This window comes from Vibrio sinaloensis, assembly GCF_000808535.1.
Lineage (GTDB): Bacteria > Pseudomonadota > Gammaproteobacteria > Enterobacterales > Vibrionaceae > Vibrio > Vibrio sinaloensis_D.
Window position 1 is genome coordinate 25,986 of the sequence record NZ_JWLV01000014.1, and the last position, 20,119, is coordinate 46,104.

Consider the following 20,119-nt stretch of genomic DNA (forward strand, 5'->3'; position numbering starts at 1 on the left):
GTTCCCATTAGACCCATAAGAATACAACTGGATAACACATAGATGGTCATAAAGGCTAAAAGCCCAGCAGGATTCGCAGAGAAATACATTATTGAGAGTATTTGGAAAGGGCGTTTCCCTCCTGGTTCCATTTTACCTGCGGAACGTGAACTCTCTGAATTGATTGGCGTTACTCGTACAACGCTTCGTGAAGTGCTCCAGCGACTCGCACGCGATGGTTGGTTAACAATTCAACACGGTAAGCCAACTCGCGTAAATCAGTTTATGGAAACGTCTGGTTTACACATCTTAGATACGCTAATGACATTAGATGCTGACAATGCAACATCGATCGTTGAAGATTTGCTTGCAGCACGTACAAATATCAGCCCTATTTTCATGCGTTACGCGTTTAAAGCGAACAAAGAAAATGCTGAAAAAACAATCACTACCGTTATAGAATCTTGTGAGTCTCTGCTTGCAGCGGATTCTTGGGATGCATTTATGCAGTCATCGCCTTACGCTGAAAAGATTCAACAGCACATTAAAGATGATGGTGAAAAAGATGAAGCGAAGCGTCAAGCAACACTGATTGCAAAAACGTTCAACTTTTACGATTACATGCTGTTCCAACGTCTTGCATTCCATTCTGGCAACCAGATATACGGTCTGATTTTTAATGGCTTGAAGAAGCTGTATGATCGAGTGGGCAGCTACTACTTTTCTAGCCCGCAAGCGAGAAGTTTAGCGCTTAACTTTTATCGTGACCTTCTGGATGTGTGTGAGTCTGGTGATCGTGATCGAATTCTTGTCGTCGTTCGAAACTACGGTTTGGAAAGTGCTCAAATCTGGAATCAGATGAAGCTTACTCTGCCGACTAACTTCACTGAAGATGATAGCTAAGCCAAAAGAAGAACAAACAAAAAAACGCCCTTTACGGGCGTTTTTTTATAGAACGCATTAGCAGTCCGCACACTCATCTTCATTGCCGCCCGCTTCACGGAACCACTGGGTTAAATGCGCTTTCAGGTCTTTCAGCTCATCTGGACCAATCAAGGCAAGGCCTAAGTCTTCCGCGCGCGTGATGTCGTTGTGACGAAGTGGGCGGAAACTCACCAGCATAGCTCGAGCTTGCAGGCCGCCGAGCAAGTCACGTAGCGATTCAAGCTTGTACAAAGTATCATCGCCATCGTCGCGCATACCTTTGGTTTTGCACTCAATGATATGCAGCTTATTATTCACAACCGATGCGATGTCGAGCTCATTACGAACTTCACGTTCACCTAACTGACGGTAAACCTGTACGTTTAGCGAATGGTCTTGAATGGTTGGCATGTCTTGTTGTATTTGACGCACAGTACTGTGGACTAAGGTTTCTAGCCACTCACCGTTAGAGAAACGACGTGCGTCTTCGTTGGCAAAAGTGAGTACACCGTTTTCATACGTGGCAATGTCTGCTTCGACCAGATCGGTCAGCAACATGTTGAGCTCTCGGTATCCTTGTTGCTTCTCAGAAAGCGCCACATCCAACTGTTGTTCTTTCCGGCAGGTGGTTGCGAGGTAGTTAAGCGTCGCGAGACCTGGCCCTAACTCAAGTGCATTGCTTGCCCATCGCTCACCCAATTCATACAGTTTTTGGTCTAACTGAGGAGGAAGTTGATGTTCACTGAATTCGCCTCGCGCACCAAAAATAGTTAAGTAGTCATCAATTGTGATGCGGTCCTGAACTTGGGTGTCTTCTTTGCCGTCTGGGTAAAGCCAACAAAGGCGATCACTGTTTGGTTCCACGACGAAAATTGGCCAGTGATAGGTGCGGAATATTTCGTAAACCGATAACAATCTGTGACGCAACCCACAGCTTGCATTGAGCTTCACTTCTTGGGAACGAGCTTTGAGATCTTCGGCAAGAACCGTGATGGCTTTTTTTATCTGTGAAGGGTTGGCAACATTAGGAATTTCAAAAAATTCAGAGGTGATGTCTCGTTTCGCGAGTACGTTGTGCAAACGTAAATACATGTCTTCCTGAGCTTTTACACCAATAAAAACGATGTGGTTGCTGATGGTGCGATTGTCGAGCAAAGGAGTGACCAATCGAATAGGGTCTTGGTCGATAATGCCAACATGAACTGCCATATATATTCCTCATGTGTGGCTTGCGAAAAGGAGTAAAGAGAAGAAGCAAGCCTATTAACCATATGATGACACTGGGTATAAAAAACAAGGGCGACTAACAAAATTAGTCGCCCAAGGGGGTAGATAGTTGAAGTTACAGCTTGAATTGATGCACCAAATCGCCTTGCTGACTTGCCAGTTCCGTTAAGTCTGTACTGGTGCGCGCGATTTGTGCCATAGCTTGATAGCTCTGTTCCGCTATGAGGTTAATCTCTTCAATGTTACGAGCAATGTCCGTTGAGGTTTCGCTTTGCTCAGCGGCCGCTTGAGAGATTTGACCGCTCATTTGACTGATCTCAAGAATCAACGCTTGAATCTCTTCCATCGCACTGTTTGCGTTGGATGCTTGTTCGACAGATTGCTCCATGTCGTCCATACAGCTCTGGATAACACTGTTTGCCGAGCTGGAGCTTGATTGCAGATTACTGATCATGTTTTCAATTTCCGACGTTGACTCCGTTGTTCGTTGGGCAAGCACGCGAACTTCGTCCGCAACCACCGCAAAGCCACGACCTTGTTCCCCTGCACGAGCGGCTTCAATCGCGGCGTTCAAAGCCAAGAGGTTTGTTTGTTCAGCAATGTTTCGGATTACGTCAAGAATTGAACCAATCTGACTACTCATGCTTTGTAGCTCTTTCACCGCGTCTACAGATTTGGTTAAGCGCGTTTCCAGTTGGTTAATGGTGGTAATGTTGCTGCTCATAATCTGACGGCCAGACTCAGAAGCTTGCTCAACCTTCTCTACCATCTGCTGCGAACTTTGAGCGCTTTGAGCGACTTCTTGAACCGAGTGGGACATTTCTGTCATGGCAGTTGCGACGGTGGCGGTTTGCTCACGCTGCTGGCTCAGTTGGCTTTGCGCTTGAGAGGACGTTAACTGGTTGGTATTCGCTGTCTCTGTTAAGTTGTCTGAGGCATCATTCAGTTTCACCAGAATGTTGTGCAAACTGTCTGCTAATGTGTTGATGTGACCACTGACACGGCTGAACTCGTTGTTGTAACGAATCTCGATTCTTTGCGTCATGTCACCATTGGTGAGGTGCTCAAGCGTTTTTAAAATGCGGGTAAGTGGTTCACGTACGCTATGAGCGATATGGTAGCCAACGCCAATCGCGAGAATGATAACTATCGCGCCAATGGAGATAGAGCGAATCACACCTTGCTCATAGACCTCGCCCGCTTCAAGTAGCGAGGCACGTAAGCCATCTTGAGCCGCTTGGCTGAAAGAGTCCAACACAGCCATGGTTGCATCGACTTCTTGGGTCAAATTCGCAATGTTGTCATAGAGCGCATCTTTCGCCACCAAGTAAGAAGCGTGTTGATCCAGTACGCCACCTTTCTTACCGACATCCATCGTGAATTGCTGCACAGACTCATCAAATACCTTTTTGATTTCTGGCATTTGAGTGGTCAATCCACGATAAGCGTAGTTGAGGTGAGTCACCGCTTTTTTGTTCTTGGCTACGGCTTTGGCAACCAACTCAGTGTCGCTACTGGCGAGAGCGTCTGAGGTAATCACCTCCGCATCTTTGAGCTTAATGAAGTAGCTTTTCGCCATCACTTTAACCGAAATACTACTCTGCTCGTCAACGTACTCCTTCATACCGACACTCAGCTCAGAATGTAGACGTTGAAATTGACGGGTTGATTTCTGGACTTGCGCTTGCGCTTCGAACATAGAACGGTAATTTGTCATCGCTTCTTCAGCTTCGTTGAAGTAACGAGTTTCCATTTCTTTGAGTTGCACAATGCGTTCTTCAAGCTCCGGCTTTGTTTGACTGGCTTGTTCAAGCGCGAGAAGCGTGTTGTTGTAGTTGGTTTTCGCCTCATCAAATTGCGATGAGATTTCTGCCATGCGCTCGAAGCTTTGCGTAGTTAAAAAGTCCTTAAAAAGTTTGTCCGCAGAAAGCAATGACACGCTGGTGTTGTTGGCTTGAGAAACAAGTGGAAGTGAAGTGTTGGATACACTCTCGAAGTTGGTATGAATTTGTTGCATTCCTCGCATCGTCATCACAGTCGTAATGACGAAAGTAATAATGATCAATGCAAAGCCCGCATACATACGTCTAATGACAGAGCCTTTCATGGACCTCTCCCTAATTTATAGTTGTCTTAAAAATCTAACAAAAAGAGTGTTATTTTATTGATACTGAGACGCGCATTTTATGACGCACAATACAAAATTAACTCGTTGCCGAAGAAGAACGAGTGATTTATTTTTAATGAACAATGTTTTTTATTGTGATTTATAGTGGCTTGGCGCATACTCGACAAATACAATTATTCTCAAATGCATGTGATGGAGTGCTTCATGGCAGAAGAAACCATTTTTAGTAAGATCATCCGCAAGGAAATTCCTGCAGATGTTGTTTATCAAGACGACCTCGTGACTGCTTTCCGTGATATCAACCCTCGTGCTCCAAGTCACATTTTGATCATCCCTAATAAACTGATCCCTACCGTTAATGATGTGGCCGATGAAGATGAAGCCTTAATGGGCAGAATGTTCGTGGTTGCACGAAATCTCGCTAAACAAGAAGGTATAGCGGAAGATGGCTATCGTTTGATTGTTAACTGTAACTCTCATGGTGGTCAGGAGGTGTATCATATCCACATGCACCTTGTAGGCGGTCGCCCTCTTGGCCCGATGTTAATGAGCTAAGCGTTCACTACTTTCTGTGATGGTGCAGCAGCGGAACTTTTTCGTTTGCTCACCGTCTCATTGCCATCAAGTATTATCAATAAATGACTGGAGTACGAGGTGCGTCAATACGTTCAACTCGCATTCGTTGTAGCTTGCTCAATCACTCTTTCTGCCTGCGCCAATCTTTCCGCTGGAAATCTATTTAGCCATTACAGCGCGCAAAATCAGCAGGTCTACCAAGCTGTCAAAGCTGGACAATATCAACAAGCCGAAGAGGCGCTCCCAGACTACATCGCGGGTGAGATATTGGATAACTTTGAAAAAGGTCGGGTTTATCTACTCAACGAGCAATACCCACAAAGTAAGTCAGCACTTGAGAAAAGTGACTCGGCGGTGCGTATTCAGCAAGATAGCGCCACCATATCTGTTTCAGATACGGCAACGAGTGTGAGTGCGCTGGCTGCCAACGACAACTTGACCTCCTATCAACCCGCTGATTATGAATTGGGCTTTCTTCATTTGTATCTGGGCCTCAACTATTTAAAAGAAAATCAGTTGGAAGGTGCGCTGGTGGAAATGCGCAGAGCCAATCAGGTTCAAGAACAAGCCAGAAGAGAACGTGCAAAAGAACTTGAATCGGCACAAAAAGATCTAAAATCACAAGGTCTTACTCCTAATTTGGGCAGCGTCTTATCCAACTACCCAGATGCAGGCGAGACGCTTCAAGCGGTGCAAAACGGTTATCTGTTCTATTTGTCAGCACTACTGTATGAAGCTGACAATGACCTAAACAGCGCGTATGTAGACTATCGTCGTGCTCTTGCAGTAATGCCTGATAACGCACAGGTAATTGACGGTACGAAACGCGTCGCGAAGCGTTTGGGGATGCGATCTGATTTGTCTAAGCTAGAGAAGCGCTACGGTAAGGCGAAGCTGTTAGATCAAAAGAGTGCACGCGTGATTGTGATAGAAGAGCAGGGCATTGTTGAAGCGATGCGTGAATGGCGTCAGTCTTTACCTTTGTTTGATAGCCGCGGCAATGGGGTTTGGTACAGCGTGGCTTTACCTCACTATCCGAGTGTGGCAAGACAAAGCTACAGCCCAATGCAGCTAAATCAAAATGTGCTCAAAAGTGATTTACTGACCGATGTTAACCTGATGGCACAACATGACTTGTCTGAGCGCATGCCAGCGATTGTGATCCGTCAGGCACTTCGAGTATGGGCGAAAGATCAGCTTCGCCGTGAGGCTGCGAGAAAAGAAGACAACGCTGCGAACTTACTGCTCAATGTTTGGAATACGCTAACCGAGCAAGCAGACACACGCAGTTGGCAAACACTTCCTGGGGAAATAAAAACCAGCAGCGCAGTGGTTACACCAGGCGCTCAGAAGATAGTGGTTGATGGGAAGTCGTATGATTTCGAGGTAGGTGCCGGTCGTACGGCTTTGGTTTGGGTTTCTCGCCAAAGTGGCAATGCTACAATTTGGCATAAACAGTTAGGAAATATCCGATGAAAAAATGGTTAATAGCAGCAATAGCTGCACTTACAATGGCTGGATGTGCGAGTAATACCGCTGGTTTGCGTATCGATGGGGCATCTCAGACCGTCCTGTTTGGTGACAACGTATTGGCTGGTCGACTCAAAATTGAAGACATTGCCACCACACAAGTTGATGGCCGTGCACGAGGCGTTGTTCGATTGGTAAGTCAATATCAAGGTGATCAAGCAATCCAATATCGTTTCTATTGGTATGACGATCAAGGTTTAGAGGTCAACACTAAACTGGGCCCTTGGCGACAAGCGATTGTACGTGGCACCGAATCAATCGCTATATCAGAAGTTTCACTCAACCCGAATGGTACTCAGTTCCGAGTGCAGATTCGTGAAAATAACAACTAAATCGAACTAATAGCCGACGCTATTAGTCATAGTTATAAACAATAAATTTCAAGGAAATTTAAGGAACCAAGAATGAAAAAAAGTGTTATCGCACTGCTTGGCTTAGCTGTCATCTTAGGCGGCTGTTCAAACAAAGTTACTTACGGTGATGCACAAGCTGTTGAAACCACAACCATTGATTTTGGTTCGACGGACTTGCAAAAAATTGCCGGTGAAATGGTCGATAGTATGATGATGTCTGGCTCTGTGGCAGCGATTACCCGTGACGCACGCCCAATCGTATTCGTTGAGCGTATCAAAAACAAAACCAGCGAGCATATTGATACAGAATCAATCACAGACAGCATCAGCACTAAGATGTTGAACTCAGGTAAGTTCCGTTTTGTCGATATGGACCGTGTTGAGTCAGTTCGTGATCAACTTAATTTCCAAAACAATGATGAGCTTGTAAACCAAAGCACAGCAATTCAGTTTGGTAAAATGGTGGGTGCTCAGTACATGTTGTACGGAAACCTATCTAGCATCGCGAAAAATGCTGGTAGTGACAAAGACGTTTACTACAAGATGACGATGCGTTTGATGGATCTTGAAACTGGCCTGATCGAATGGGCAGACGAGACTGAAATTCGCAAACAAGAATCAAAGAGCCTTATTGGGTTCTAATAAACAATGAGGTGATTTATGGCAAGGATGTCGTGGCATGAAGCGTGTCAGTTAGATTCGTCACTGCTGAGTCTAGATCACTTCTTTGAATTACCTCCGGAATACGCGCAGACGCTGACCGGAGGTCTAACAAACCGCTGTTGGAAGATCGTTATTTCTCGCAACGAGGCGTATGTCTGGCGTCCCAACACTCCTATCACCAAAGCGTTTTCTATCTCTCGCTTCCAAGAGTATCAAATCCTTAATGCGATCCAAGACGCTCACATAGCGCCAAAAGCGATTCACATTAATGATCAAGGACTGCTGGTTGACTGGATTGAAGGTGAATCTCTCACTGACCAGCTCAGCATTGATTCATTGCTTAAGACCATGGTTAAAATCCATAGTTTGGATACAAACCGAATTCCTGTTGCTCCGTTTAATTTTACTGCACGAGTCGACCATTACTGGATGTTGCTTCGTGATGACTTAAAACTGGCGTCGTATCAGCAAGTTTACCAACAATGGCGAAACGCTCCGAGTTTGGCTGATATCGGGACTACTCTGTGTCACTTTGATCTTGCTGGCTACAATATGGTTCACACTCAAGATGGCCACAAGGTGATCGACTGGGAGTATGCGGCAATCGCGGACCCAAGGCTTGATCTAACTCTTAGTATTGATGTCATGGACGAGAAGCCTTTGGAAACCGTTTATCGATATTGTCAGCTACGCCAGATCGAGGGCGTGGACGATTGGGTTGAAGGGGTGATGGCTTGGAAACCGAGAGCGACGATGATGGCCATGCTTTGGTATTTGCTGGCTTACCAGTTGTGGGGTGATGAACAATATTTAACCCAAGCTGAAAAAATACTCGACTCATTTTGCAGCTAAGATCACTGTTTGGTGGTCCGCGTTGACTAATCTATGTTTACGTTCTTTTAAACCCTAGTTTTCATGGTAGATTGAATCGACAAGGAGCGGGGGAGTTCTATGATTATTTATTTACACGGCTTTGACTCAACAAGCCCAGGCAATCATGAAAAAGTATTGCAGTTGCAATTTATTGATGACGACGTGCGCTTTATTAACTACAGCACGTTGCACCCAAAGCATGATATGCAACATCTATTAAAAGAAGTTCACAAAGTGATCGAGCAGTCTGAGGATCCAAACCCCATTATCTGTGGTGTAGGCCTTGGCGGTTATTGGTCAGAAAGGGTCGGTTTTTTGTGCGGGATTAAACAAGTGATTTTCAACCCGAACCTGCATCCTGAAATCAATATGCAAGGGCGTATCGATCGCCCAGAAGAGTACGAAGACATCGCAACCAAGTGTGTTGAGAAGTTTCGAATGAAGAACAAGGCTCGTTGTTTGGTGGTGCTCTCTAAAGAGGATGAAGTGCACGACAACTCAAAAACGGCATCAGAGTTAGAAGACTACTACGACATCATCTGGGATGAAACTCAGACGCATAAGTTTAAAAAAATCTCTCAGCATCTACAAACCATGAAAGCGTTTAAAGAAGCAAACTGATAGATAAAGCTAAGTCGTTTCAATAGAGCGGTGAGGGAAACCTTACCGCTTTTTTCTTGTTCAATTGATTCTATTCCTTACAAATTCAGGTGGTATAAACGCAATCTTTAGTTGCGAAGCGAATTTTGGCCCTTATAATGTCTGAATTACAAATTATTTGATAAATATCAAAAAAAATTGAGAGTAAGTCAGAAACTTACCCAATATTTGCGGCGCATGTTATCCAGCCGTGTTGAGTCATTCGACTCCTTTATCCAATTAGCGTGTCGTATAAAAACGAAGCCTCTACGGGCCTGTAGAATGTAAGACTGAGTCAACTCAGCGATTGGCCCAAAAAGAACAGAATTTAATCAGTATGAGTCATCATGCTGATACATATTATTTAACTTTTTAGAGGAATGTAGCTGTGACACGAATTATCGTTGTAGGCGGCGGTGCAGGCGGTTTAGAGCTTGCAACCAAGCTGGGTCGCACATTGGGCCGCAAAGGGCGCGCTAAAGTCACCTTAGTGGATCGTAAAGCAAGTCACCTTTGGAAGCCTTTATTGCACGAAGTTGCAACTGGCTCGCTTGATGAAGGGGTTGATGCCCTCAGCTATCGCGCGCATGCTAAAAACCACCACTTTGACTTCCAGATGGGCAGTTTGGAAGATATCGATCGCGACCGTAAAGTGATTAAGCTTCACGAGTTGAAAGACGACAATGGCGAATTGTTGATGCCAAGTCGTGAGCTTGAATACGACATTCTTGTTATGGCGATTGGTTCTACTTCCAACGACTTCAACACGCCAGGTGTTCGTGACAACTGTATTTTCCTTGATAGTCCAGAACAAGCGCATCGTTTCCGCACTGAAATGAACAATGAGTTCCTTAAATTGCACGCGAAAAATGGTAACGGCACTGTCGATATCGCAATCGTCGGTGCGGGTGCGACTGGTGTTGAGCTGTCTGCTGAACTGCACAATGCGGTCAAAGAGCTTCGTACATACGGCTTTGGCGACCTTGATTCAAGCAAGCTAAACGTCAACTTAGTTGAAGCGGGTGAGCGTATTCTTCCGGCTTTGCCACCGCGTATTTCCAGTGCAGCTCACCAAGAGCTAACGAAACTGGGCGTCAATGTCCGCACCGCAACGATGGTCACTCAAGCCGATAAAGATGGCTTAACAACCAAAGATGGTGAAAAAATCCCAGCACAGATCATGGTTTGGGCTGCTGGTATTAAAGCGCCAGATTTCATCAAGGACATCGCAGGTCTTGAGACAAACCGCATTAACCAGTTAGTGGTGAAAGAGACTCTACAAACTACTCGCGATGACGATATTTTTGTCATCGGTGACTTGGCTCAGTGCACGCAAGCGGATGGTTCATTTGTGCCTCCACGTGCTCAAGCTGCGCACCAGATGGCAAGTTGTGCGTTTTCAAACATCGTCGCTAAACTGAATGGTCGCGATCTCAAAGCCTACATCTATAAAGATAAAGGGTCATTGGTTTCACTGAGCCGATTCTCTACTGTTGGTAGCCTGATGGGGAACCTAACCAAAGGTTCAATGATGGTAGAAGGTCGTATCGCGCGTGTCGTGTATATCTCGCTATATCGTTTACACCAAATGGCGCTGCATGGCATGTTTAAGACTGGTCTTATCATCCTAATGGGGCGTATCAACCGAGTTCTTCGACCGAACTTGAAGCTTCATTAATTCAGTATTTTTCGTACAAGAGCGCTTAACCAGCGCTCTTTTTTTATGGAGTGATGGAATATACCAATCCATCTCGAGGCTTACCTGAATAGAGATAGCGATTCCGTGCTCTGGCTTCAAATGTGGCGCCACAGCGTAAAGCAAGTCGCTGGCTCGGTACATTGTCAGGGTCACAGACGATTTCAACTCGCGTCACTTTCAGCTGCTCAAAGCAAAATGTGATGAGCCCTTCAAGCGCTTCCTGAGCGTACCCATTATGTTGAAAGCGGTCTCCTAGCCAATAGCCCAAACTCACCATGTTGAAGGTATGGTACAGCTCATTGATTGCGACCATGCCCATCAAGCATTGATCGCTTCGGCGGTAGACACCAAACCCGTATGCTTCGGACTTTACCCAGTTTAGGCGCGTTGCGAGCAGGAATTTTTCTGTTTGCTCAGCAGAAAAGCTGGCTTCACACCAGTCTATCCACTGGTGCAAACTTGGGGATTCAGTCACGCAGCGTCGCAGTGCGTCAGCATCTTCCTGAGGAATGAGTTTTAACTCGAGACGCGGTGTAATAATGCAGTAATCTGGCGTCATTTCACTTCTCAATGATAGCAAAACAGCCCAAGCGGGCTGTTTTGTTGTTCGGTACTTAGAGACACTTTAGGCTATTGATTAACTCTGCGAACCTGAATGATTACGCCCATCAGTGGGTGATCAAGGTAATGGGTCTCGGTACTACGCATACGTCGTTTTTGGTCGAAACGGTAGCTCTTTAGGAACTCCTGTTTCTCGATCGTCGGCGAAACCTGCTCCATAAAGCCCGCTTCAACAGTGCTATTGGTTGTTGCTTGCTCGCCTTGAGCCGTCACTTCTGTGGTACTTGGCTCAATATCAATCGGGTCTTGCAGCACAACTTCACGTACGCTCGGCGACTTTAAGTCTAGCTCAACATCGGCATACAAATAATGTTCAACGTAAATTTGCAGTTTGCCATCAAGCTCGTAAAGCGGTTTTGGAATGCTCGTTTCCGTTACGCCATCTATCACTTCTTTTGCTTGTTTCGAACCAATTCTGTTGCCTTCGGCATCGAAAATATTGGAATAGTCTTTACCCGCTTGAATATGGAAGGTCGGCGCTGACAGTCGGCCTCTGTCACCTTGACGCCAAGCCTTGTGTAGCAACACTTCAAAGCCCGCATGCTTTTTAAGCTTCGTTACTTCGTTATTCAGTTTATACGACGAGTAAGGCAGCATTTGCACGCCTTTACGCGCTCGGTAACTTGAGTCAGCAAACGTGCCTGTTCCGTCTAACGAAATGGCAGGTTGGCTATTAGGCCAAGATTCTGCCGTTTGCTCTGGATTCACAGAACGTTTAAAAACAACCACTTCGATGTCAAATTGTCGCTGCGCCCAAGAAGGCAGAGCAACAAAGAAGAGTAACAGTGGAATCAGCTTTTTCATTACAACTCCATAATTCGGTGCAATCACCGTGGAAAATTAATCAGCCTTATCGCTAGGCTTTTGGTAAAAGGTTCTGTTGGAACTCATCCAACATATCGCCAATAAATTGGATTCTTTTGCGTCTATCGACCAATGGTACCGTAAACTTAAACTTAGTGGGTCCTTCCATGGCAAATTTTTGTGGCTGGGACTGCAATAGTTTAACCAGATACATCGGGTTAATGTCAGCGTCCGGATAGAACTCGATATAACCGCCTTTGTCGTGTGCTTCAATCTTCTTCACTTTGAGATCAGCAGCGATAAGCTTCAGTTCAGCAACAGAGAGTAAGTTTTTGGCAGCATCAGGAAGCAAACCGAAGCGATCAATTAACTCAACCTTGAGGTCATCGAGCTCTTGTTTACTTTCAACACTCGCGATTTGTTTGTACATCGATAGACGAGTATTGATGTCCGGTATGTAGTCATCAGGAAGCAGTGCGGGTAAGCGCATTTCAACTTCTGTCTGCTCTCTTAAGAGATCATCGAGTGATGGCTCTTTCCCTTCTTTGAGTGCTTCGACTGCTTGCTCAAGCATCTCCATGTAGAGCGTGAAGCCGATGGACTGAATTTGCCCGCTTTGCTCATCACCTAATAACTCACCAGCCCCACGAATTTCTAAGTCGTGAGTTGCCAATGTAAAGCCTGCGCCAAGATCTTCCAGAGAGGCAATAGCGTCAAGACGCTTAATTGCATCTTTTGTCATCGCTTTCGGATGTGGAGTAAGCAAGTATGCGTAGGCTTGATGATGTGAACGACCCACACGACCACGTAGCTGATGAAGTTGTGCCAGACCTAAGTTGTCAGCGCGATCCATGATGATGGTATTGGCCGTTGGCACATCGATACCCGTCTCAATGATTGTGGTACATACCAACAAGTTAAAACGTTGGTGGTAGAAATCATTCATAATGCGTTCGAGTTCGCGCTCTCGCATTTGACCATGGGCGACCGTTACTCGCGCTTCGGGGATCAACTTCTCCAAATCTGCGGCCACTTTCTCGATAGTTTCTACCTGATTGTGTAGGAAGTAAACTTGGCCACCGCGCATAATTTCACGTAAGACCGCTTCGCGAATAACGGCATCATCACTTTGTCGAACGAAGGTTTTGATCGCCAGACGTCGGGCTGGTGGCGTTGCGATTATAGATAGATCACGCATTCCACTCATTGCCATGTTGAGTGTTCGCGGAATCGGTGTCGCCGTTAGGGTCAGAATGTCGACATCAGCACGCATGGCTTTCATTTTTTCTTTCTGCCGTACCCCAAAGCGGTGCTCCTCATCAACGATCAGCAGGCCGAGATCTTTGAACTTGATGTCATTAGACAATAGCTTGTGAGTACCGACCACCAAGTCAACCTTGCCTTCCTCAATGTCTTGGAGGACTTGCTTTTGCTCTTTCGCGGTTTTAAAGCGCGAGAGAACTTCAACACGGATTGGAAGGTTAGCGAAGCGATCACGGAAGTTCTCAAAGTGTTGCTGAGCGAGCAGTGTTGTTGGAACAAGTACTGCGACTTGTTTGCCGTTGTCGGTAGCAAGAAACGCAGCACGCATCGCCACTTCCGTTTTACCAAACCCGACATCACCGCACACCAATCGGTCCATGGCTTTGGCTTGGCACATATCCGACATAACGGCGTTAATGGCCATCTTCTGGTCATCGGTCTCTTCAAAGGGGAATCCTGCTTTGAAGGTTGCGTACTGGCCACGATCAAGCTCAAACTTGTAACCGGGCTTGAGTTCGCGCTTGGCGTACACATCCAAAAGTTCAGCGGCTACATCTCGGACTTTTTCTGCGGCTTTACGCCTTGCTTTAGCCCAGGCTTCACCGCCCAGTTTATGAAGTGGCGCGCTCTCTTCGGCGCCACCAGAATAGCGGCTAATCAGGTTGAGCGAGGCGACTGGAACATACAGCTTCGCGTCGTTTTGGTATTCAAGCGTCACGTACTCGGTAGTCATGCCGCCTGCTTCGAGAGTTTGCAGACCAATGTAGCGGCCAATACCGTGATCAATGTGAACGACAGGTTGACCTGGCTTGAGCTCTGCCAGGTTACGAATGACAGCGTCACTGTTGGTGGTCTTACGGTCTTTGCGGCGACGTTGTATTACACGATCGCCGAGCAAATCACTTTCACAAATCAGCGCAACTTGGCTGTCTCCATAGAGGAAACCATGTTCAGCGGCACCAAGTACCAGCGAAAACTTATCTTTGCCGATAAAAGCACTTTTAAAGTTAGGGTACTCGACAGGGCGAAGTTTTATGCGTTGCAGCAGTTCAAGTAACGCTTCTCGGCGCCCCTCTGATTCCACAGAAAAGACAATCTTACCCGTGTAGTTTTCACTGAACTGGCGCAGCGCAGCCATCGGTTCCTTGTTTTGGTGCTGGACGGCTAAATCAGGCAAGGGTTGAACGCTTGGGTTGACTCGACCCTGTTTCTCAACGATTGCATCGCTGGAGAGCAAGAGGTGCGGAAGCTGCTTAATATGGCTAAACAGCTCGTCTTTCTTTAACCACAACTCGTCTGGAGGCAAGAGTGGACGAAGCGGGTCCACTTTTCTTTGGTCATAGCGGTAATCAACATCGGCGAGGAAGGTTTCAATCGCAGACTCAATATCCCCAACGGTAATGATCTGACTGTCATCCGCAATGTAGTCAAAGAGCGTCTCTGTTTGTTCAAAAAAGAGCGGCTGCCAATATTCGATACCGGCTGGCCATGTTCCTTTTGAAACTTGCATATAGACGGATTCAGGTTCGCGTCTTGCTTCAAAGCGTTGACGCCAACGGATTCTAAAATCTTCAATCGCGCTTTCTGTGGTTGGAAATTCATGAGCGGGAAGCAGTCTAATCTCTTGGACATCATCGATGGAGCGTTGATTTTCAGGATCAAAGGTACGAATCGTATCAATTTCATCATCGAAGAAGTCAATTCGAAATGGGTCATTGGAACCCATAGGGAAGAGATCGAGAATAGATCCTCGACTTGCGTATTCACCTGGGCCGAAGACCTGATCAACGTTTCGATAGCCAGATTTCTCTAACTGCATGCGCAACTTCTCAAGTGAGAACAAATCACCGACTTTCACCATCAAGGTATGTTGCATCAAATAGTCACGCGGAGACTGTCTTTGCAGCAGCGTGCTCACGGGTACGATGGTGATACCGCTGCTCAGTGTTGGCAGTTGGTACAAACGCGCGATGCGATCGGAAATGATTTCTTGATGCGGTGAAAAGTTGTCGTACGGCAAGGTCTCCCAATCTGGGAAAAGAGCGACGCCTTGGTCGGTAAACTGCTCGATTTCTTGGAGCAACTTGAGCGCGGTTTGAGGGTCAGGTACCGCCAATAAAGTATGGCTATTATGCTGCTCGGCAAGCTCTGCTATCGCGAGCGCTAGGCTAGCGCCTTGTAGATTACCGACGTGTTTTTTATCTCCGGCTCCGGTTGCGTTAGCCAGATGGAAAAGAGTGCTATCAGACATAGTGGTGTGTTTATTTGTCTCGATTCAGTGAACGCTGACGCAGCATTTTTTGCTGCTGATAGAGTGCGGCTTTGATTAATAGATCTTCGTCTATATCACGTAAGCGGTCATATTTAATGGTGACTAAAAACTGCTCATCTTGCGCTTCGCACTCTACAACATGGCCATAACTGTAAATCGCTGCGGCAGGATGATCCAAAAACAGTTTGGCTCTCACGGTCTGATCGACGCTCAGTGGCGTGGGAGTGAGATAACGAAATAAGCTCGCGCCAAAGGAGACAGTTTGGTGGCGGTAAGTTTCGTTGTCTTGCTGGGAGAGCATAAACGTGAGAAGCAAGTTTAGCTTTGAATTTTGGGTATCGAGAAGTTCGATGACGTGTTTAAAGTCACTGTTGTTTAGCTCAGAACGGGCGCTGTCGTTGAGTAAATCAAGTTGACTGAACTCGCTGGCGACCAAAAAAGGCGCGGGAATTTCACTCTCAAATTGTTCATAAGTAGGCAGGGATTGCCCTTGTGCTAACGGCTCTACGTTAACCGTCATTCGATGATGAACGGTGAAATATTCTTGATCAGGCATTCTGAGTTTCCTTTAACTAACACCTTGATTATCGTCATACCACGCAAGTAATCAAGGTATGTCATTGTTTATCACATATTTTGACGACTTATTAGCAATTAAGGGCTACAACCCAGAGCGATAAATCGGTACATTACCCGCTATCAAACATTATTGGTTTATTTTATGTTTCATCCGGTTTCAGCCTTTATCGGCTTGCGTTACCTAAGAGGGCGCTCCGGCGATAGATTCAGTCGATTTGTTTCTTATATGTCTACGGCGGGCATCACGATCGGCGTGATGTCGTTGGTGACGGTTCTTTCTGTTATGAATGGGTTTGAAGCTCAGCTCAAGAGTCGCATCCTTGGCGTATTGCCGCAAGCCATCGTATCAGAAGTTGATGGCAAGACTCATCGCCAAAGTGTTGCCCCAGAATTTGTCTCTGAGCTTTCTACAGCGGCACATCCAGAGCCGATCGTGCAATCTGAAGCGGTTATCCAAAGCGCTTCGCAGCTTAGTGCTGGGCTTTTGATTGGCATTAAACCGAGCGATCATGACCCGATAGAAGACCATATGATTGCAGGCCGACTTGCTGCGATGGAAGCAGGCCAATATCAGCTTTTCATTGGCCACACCTTAGCGCGGTCAATGGACGTCTCCGTCGGAGACAAGGTACGCTTGATGGTCACCAGTGCTAGTCAGTTTACCCCACTTGGACGAATGCCTAGCCAACGTATTTTTACGATTGCGGGCATATACAACACGGGCTCTGATGTCGATGGGCTATTGATGCTAACTCACATCGATGACGCCGCGAAACTCAATCGAATGAAAAACGACACTATGACTGGCTGGCGTTTGTTCTTCAATGACCCTTTTGTGGTGGCGCAGTTAAGTGATCAACCATTGCCAGAGGGTTGGCAATGGCAAGATTGGCGAGATCAGCGCGGTGAACTTTTCCAAGCCGTGAGAATGGAAAAAAATATGATGGGTTTGATGCTGGGGCTTATTGTTGGCGTTGCCGCGTTCAACATTATCTCGGCGCTGATAATGGTCGTGATGGAGAAGCAATCTGAGGTGGCGATACTCAAAACTCAAGGCATGTCGGACAACCAAGTGCTGACCATCTTCATGGTACAAGGTGCAAGTAGTGGCGTGATTGGCGCGCTGTTTGGTGGTGGTCTAGGTGTGCTGCTTGCCTCTAATTTGAACACACTACTGGAGAGCGCAGGAATCGCGCTTTTCTCTGTTGGTGGCGAGTTACCTGTGTTAATCAACCCTTTGCAAATTTCGATCGTTGTCGTGTTGGCGATTGCACTCAGCCTGCTTGCGACATTGTTCCCTTCTTACCGTGCATCTTCTGTTAAACCGGCCGAGGCTTTGAGATATGAGTAACCTTCTTCAGTGTCACAACATTTGTAAAACGTACCGAGAAGGCGCGTTGGATACTCAGGTATTAAAAGGCGTGAGCTTCGAGCTTAAAAAAGGTGAGTTGGCTTCAATCATTGGTTCTTCGGGATCGGGTAAGAGTACGTTACTCCATATATTGGGCGCGCTTGATGATGCGACAGAAGGCAGCGTGAGTTTTCTTGGTCAAGATCTGGCGAACTTGAGTTCAAATAAACAGGCAAAATTGCGTAACCGCCACTTAGGTTTTGTCTATCAGTTTCACCACCTGCTTGCCGATTTCAGTGCCCTTGAAAATGTGGCGATGCCTTTGCTGATTGGCGGCGAAAAAGTCGCTGATGCAAAAGCTAAAGCGCAAGCACTGCTGGAAAAAGTGGGGTTAAGTCATCGAGTTGACCATCGACCTGCCGAGCTTTCTGGCGGTGAGCGTCAGCGTGTTGCGATTGCGAGAGCCTTGGTGAACAGTCCGGATCTTGTTCTTGCCGATGAACCGACGGGTAATTTGGATCATAAAACCGCTCTGTCTATCTATGATTTGATGCGAGAGTTAAATCGAGAGTCTGGGACGGCCTTTTTAGTCGTGACGCATGATGGGGAACTGGCGAGCAAAATGGATCGTCAACTGCATATGCAAGATGGGCTATTGCTCAATGTCGAGGAGGCTTAGTTTGTTCTCTTCTTTATCACTTTTTATTGGTGGCCGATTTAGCCGCGCCAAGCAGCGCAACAAAATGGTGTCGTTCATTTCCTTGTCGTCCACCATCGGTATCACCGTCGGGGTCGCTGTGATCATTATTGGTCTCTCTGCGATGAACGGCTTTGAGCGAGAGCTAAAAGATCGCGTCTTATCGGTGATTTCTCACGGAGAATTTGAAGGGGTTCGCGGGCCGATTCAAGAGTGGAAATCGGTGATTCAACAGTCCCAATTGCACCCTAAAGTGGAAGCGGCGGCGCCGTTTGTGAAGCTAACCGCATTGGCGGAAAAAGGGCAACAGCTTAAAGCGATAGAGGTTCGCGGGGTTGATCCTACACTGGAATCGAAGGTGTCTAATCTTAGTCATTACATTGATTCAGACGTATGGCAGCAGTTTACCCCCGGAAAGAAACAAGTCATTTTGGGTAAGGGTATCGCAGACCTGTTGAACGTGAATGTCGGGGATTTTCTGACTCTGATGATCCCAACTAGCGGTGCGACGACCAAAGTGCAAGCCCCAAAGCGCGTCCGAGTTCAAGTCGCTGGATTGTTAACGCTCAATGGCCAGATTGACCATAGCTTGGCGTTGGTGCCCCTCGAAGATGCGCAGCTATATGCCAAATTGGGTTCGGCGGTGTCGGGAGTAGCGCTGAAAGTGACCGATGTGTTAGATGCAACCCAAATTATACGCGAAGTAGGAAACACGCTAGATGAGTACGTTTACCTTCGTAGTTGGCAGCAAAAATATGGATTTCTTTACCGAGATATTCAACTGGTCAGAACCATTATGTATCTAGTGATGGTGCTGGTTATTGGTGTGGCAAGTTTTAATATCGTGTCGACATTAATGATGGCAGTGAAAGATCGTGCCTCAGAGATCGCGATTTTACGTACTATGGGTGCAACAGACGGTTTAGTGAAACGTATCTTTGTCTGGCAGGGGGTATTTTCCGGCGTGTTGGGCAGTATTGTCGGCAGTGTTATTGGCGTATTGATCGCGTTCAATTTGACTGAGTTGATAAAAGGATTAGAGGGCTTGATTGGTCATCAGTTCTTATCGGGAGACATTTACTTTGTCGATTTTTTACCTTCTCAGGTCAATCTTGCCGATGTGATCTTGGTGTCGCTGACGGCTATCGTTCTTAGCCTACTAGCCACTTGGTATCCTGCCTCTCGAGCGAGCAAGTTAAACCCCGCTGCGGTGCTAAGCTCGAAATAATTGTTCTCTAATGAAAAAGGACCGTAAAGGTCCTTTTTCATACATATCATTTTTATCAGTTACATCTGGCTTTGTGGGACGCTGTAAAGTGTTGGCTCGCCACTTTACTTCTTCAACAGCCCACCTAATCTTATTTTTCGCTTCTGCCAGCTTCGTACTACGGAATATCGCCAAAGTGCTTTAATACCGAAAAATCCAACTATCGCCGAGACCACACCGCAAATTAGGCACCCAAGTAGAAAAGGGGGACCAATGGTGTTCATTTGGTGGAGAATAAACTCCCAAGACAATTCAAAATGGAACGGTTGAGGTGGAACATGCATCACCCAAGCGCCGACTTTGTAAGCAAAGTAAAAAAGAACCGGCATGGTAATTGGGTTACTGACCCAAACCAGTGCGACAGACAAAGGCAGATTGACACCACACGCAATGGCGAGACCAGCCGACATGATCATTTGGCTAGGAAGCGGAACAAACGCCATAAATAGTCCAACTGCGAACGCGCCTGCCGCTGAACGACGGTTGAGGCACCAAAGATTGGGGTTGTACAGCACGTTGCCAAAGATTTTGAGTGCTTTTTGACGCTTAATGACTTCGTGGTCTGGCATAAAGCGTTTGATGAACTTTCTTGGCATTGGGGACTATGACTCTCTACTTAAATTACTGGACGCTTGCTTCGTACTCTTTGGTTATCGTCTCCGCCATGTATTGGA

General features: G+C 46.5%; 18 protein-coding genes. 11 read left to right on the forward strand and 7 right to left on the reverse strand.

All coding sequences use genetic code 11. The annotated features are described in order from the left end of the window. The first annotated feature begins 42 nt into the window (after nucleotides 1-42). Nucleotides 43-882, forward strand: a complete 840-nt coding sequence (gene fadR, locus RJ47_RS10830; RefSeq protein ID WP_038134184.1) for a fatty acid metabolism transcriptional regulator FadR — start codon at nucleotides 43-45, stop codon at nucleotides 880-882. Between the two features lie 57 nt (nucleotides 883-939). On the opposite strand, the gene RJ47_RS10835 is transcribed toward fadR, so the two are convergent. Together RJ47_RS10835 and RJ47_RS10840 are read right to left on the reverse strand one after the other, a co-directional pair. Next, nucleotides 940-2,112 carry a DUF1887 family protein gene (locus RJ47_RS10835; RefSeq protein WP_039483774.1) on the reverse strand — a complete coding sequence of 391 codons (1,173 nt, stop codon included), beginning with the start codon at nucleotides 2,110-2,112 and terminating at the stop codon, nucleotides 940-942. A 133-nt stretch (nucleotides 2,113-2,245) separates the two neighbouring features. Further along, nucleotides 2,246-4,237, reverse strand: coding sequence for a methyl-accepting chemotaxis protein (locus RJ47_RS10840; protein WP_039483775.1), 1,992 nt, complete (start codon nucleotides 4,235-4,237; stop codon nucleotides 2,246-2,248). Between the two features lie 225 nt (nucleotides 4,238-4,462). On the opposite strand from RJ47_RS10840, the gene hinT reads away from it, so the two are divergent. The 7 genes from hinT to RJ47_RS10875 all read left to right on the forward strand — a co-directional run bounded on the left by hinT (nucleotide 4,463) and on the right by RJ47_RS10875 (nucleotide 10,570). After that, nucleotides 4,463-4,813 carry a purine nucleoside phosphoramidase gene (hinT, locus tag RJ47_RS10845; protein WP_005474935.1) on the forward strand — a complete coding sequence of 117 codons (351 nt, stop codon included), beginning with the start codon at nucleotides 4,463-4,465 and terminating at the stop codon, nucleotides 4,811-4,813. Nucleotides 4,814-4,912: 99 nt separating this feature from the next. Then, a complete protein-coding gene (locus tag RJ47_RS10850) occupies nucleotides 4,913-6,310 on the forward strand; it encodes a COG3014 family protein (RefSeq protein WP_052237938.1) in 1,398 nt (465 codons plus the stop codon). Beyond that, nucleotides 6,307-6,696 (forward strand): YcfL family protein, encoded by a 390-nt coding sequence (locus tag RJ47_RS10855; RefSeq protein ID WP_038134192.1) that lies wholly within the window; start codon nucleotides 6,307-6,309, stop codon nucleotides 6,694-6,696. The genes RJ47_RS10850 and RJ47_RS10855 overlap by 4 nt, the downstream gene beginning before the upstream one ends. 72 nt (nucleotides 6,697-6,768) lie before the next feature. Continuing rightward, on the forward strand, nucleotides 6,769-7,359 hold the full coding sequence (lpoB, locus tag RJ47_RS10860) for a penicillin-binding protein activator LpoB (RefSeq protein WP_005474953.1): 591 nt from the start codon (nucleotides 6,769-6,771) through the stop codon (nucleotides 7,357-7,359). 18 nt (nucleotides 7,360-7,377) lie between these two features. Beyond that, nucleotides 7,378-8,232 (forward strand): phosphotransferase, encoded by an 855-nt coding sequence (locus RJ47_RS10865; RefSeq protein WP_038192549.1) that lies wholly within the window; start codon nucleotides 7,378-7,380, stop codon nucleotides 8,230-8,232. Nucleotides 8,233-8,331: 99 nt separating this feature from the next. Next, nucleotides 8,332-8,874: an alpha/beta hydrolase YcfP gene (gene ycfP / locus RJ47_RS10870; protein WP_038134196.1), complete on the forward strand. Its 543-nt coding sequence runs from the start codon at nucleotides 8,332-8,334 to the stop codon at nucleotides 8,872-8,874. Nucleotides 8,875-9,280: 406 nt separating this feature from the next. Beyond that, complete coding sequence (locus RJ47_RS10875) at nucleotides 9,281-10,570, forward strand: NAD(P)/FAD-dependent oxidoreductase (protein WP_005475002.1); 1,290 nt, start codon at nucleotides 9,281-9,283, stop codon at nucleotides 10,568-10,570. A 43-nt stretch (nucleotides 10,571-10,613) separates the two neighbouring features. Here the strand turns inward: RJ47_RS10875 and RJ47_RS10880 are convergent, their stop codons facing one another. The 4 genes from RJ47_RS10880 to RJ47_RS10895 form a co-directional block, all read right to left on the reverse strand. Beyond that, the gene (locus RJ47_RS10880; protein ID WP_038134197.1) at nucleotides 10,614-11,150 is read right to left on the reverse strand and encodes a GNAT family N-acetyltransferase; all 537 of its coding nucleotides are present in this window, start codon (nucleotides 11,148-11,150) and stop codon (nucleotides 10,614-10,616) included. A 71-nt stretch (nucleotides 11,151-11,221) separates the two neighbouring features. Then, entirely contained in the window at nucleotides 11,222-12,016 is a 795-nt protein-coding gene (locus RJ47_RS10885; RefSeq protein ID WP_038213714.1) for a peptidoglycan binding protein CsiV, read from the reverse strand. Nucleotides 12,017-12,068: 52 nt separating this feature from the next. Further along, a complete protein-coding gene (gene mfd, locus RJ47_RS10890) occupies nucleotides 12,069-15,530 on the reverse strand; it encodes a transcription-repair coupling factor (protein WP_039483780.1) in 3,462 nt (1,153 codons plus the stop codon). Between the two features lie 10 nt (nucleotides 15,531-15,540). Further along, nucleotides 15,541-16,107, reverse strand: a complete 567-nt coding sequence (locus RJ47_RS10895; protein WP_005474998.1) for a hypothetical protein — start codon at nucleotides 16,105-16,107, stop codon at nucleotides 15,541-15,543. A 165-nt stretch (nucleotides 16,108-16,272) separates the two neighbouring features. Here RJ47_RS10895 and lolC point away from each other — a divergent pair, with 165 nt between their 5' ends. From lolC to lolE, 3 genes are read left to right on the forward strand one after another with little or no spacing between them, the layout of a single operon-like run. Then, nucleotides 16,273-17,481: a lipoprotein-releasing ABC transporter permease subunit LolC gene (lolC, locus tag RJ47_RS10900; RefSeq protein ID WP_072036323.1), complete on the forward strand. Its 1,209-nt coding sequence runs from the start codon at nucleotides 16,273-16,275 to the stop codon at nucleotides 17,479-17,481. After that, nucleotides 17,474-18,160 carry a lipoprotein-releasing ABC transporter ATP-binding protein LolD gene (gene lolD, locus RJ47_RS10905; RefSeq protein WP_005474933.1) on the forward strand — a complete coding sequence of 229 codons (687 nt, stop codon included), beginning with the start codon at nucleotides 17,474-17,476 and terminating at the stop codon, nucleotides 18,158-18,160. The genes lolC and lolD overlap by 8 nt, the downstream gene beginning before the upstream one ends. Nucleotide 18,161: 1 nt before the next feature. Then, on the forward strand, nucleotides 18,162-19,406 hold the full coding sequence (gene lolE / locus RJ47_RS10910; protein WP_038192538.1) for a lipoprotein-releasing ABC transporter permease subunit LolE: 1,245 nt from the start codon (nucleotides 18,162-18,164) through the stop codon (nucleotides 19,404-19,406). Between the two features lie 104 nt (nucleotides 19,407-19,510). On the opposite strand, the gene RJ47_RS10915 is transcribed toward lolE, so the two are convergent. Then, nucleotides 19,511-20,041, reverse strand: coding sequence for a DUF2062 domain-containing protein (locus RJ47_RS10915; RefSeq protein ID WP_005474996.1), 531 nt, complete (start codon nucleotides 20,039-20,041; stop codon nucleotides 19,511-19,513). Nucleotides 20,042-20,119 lie beyond the last annotated feature (78 nt).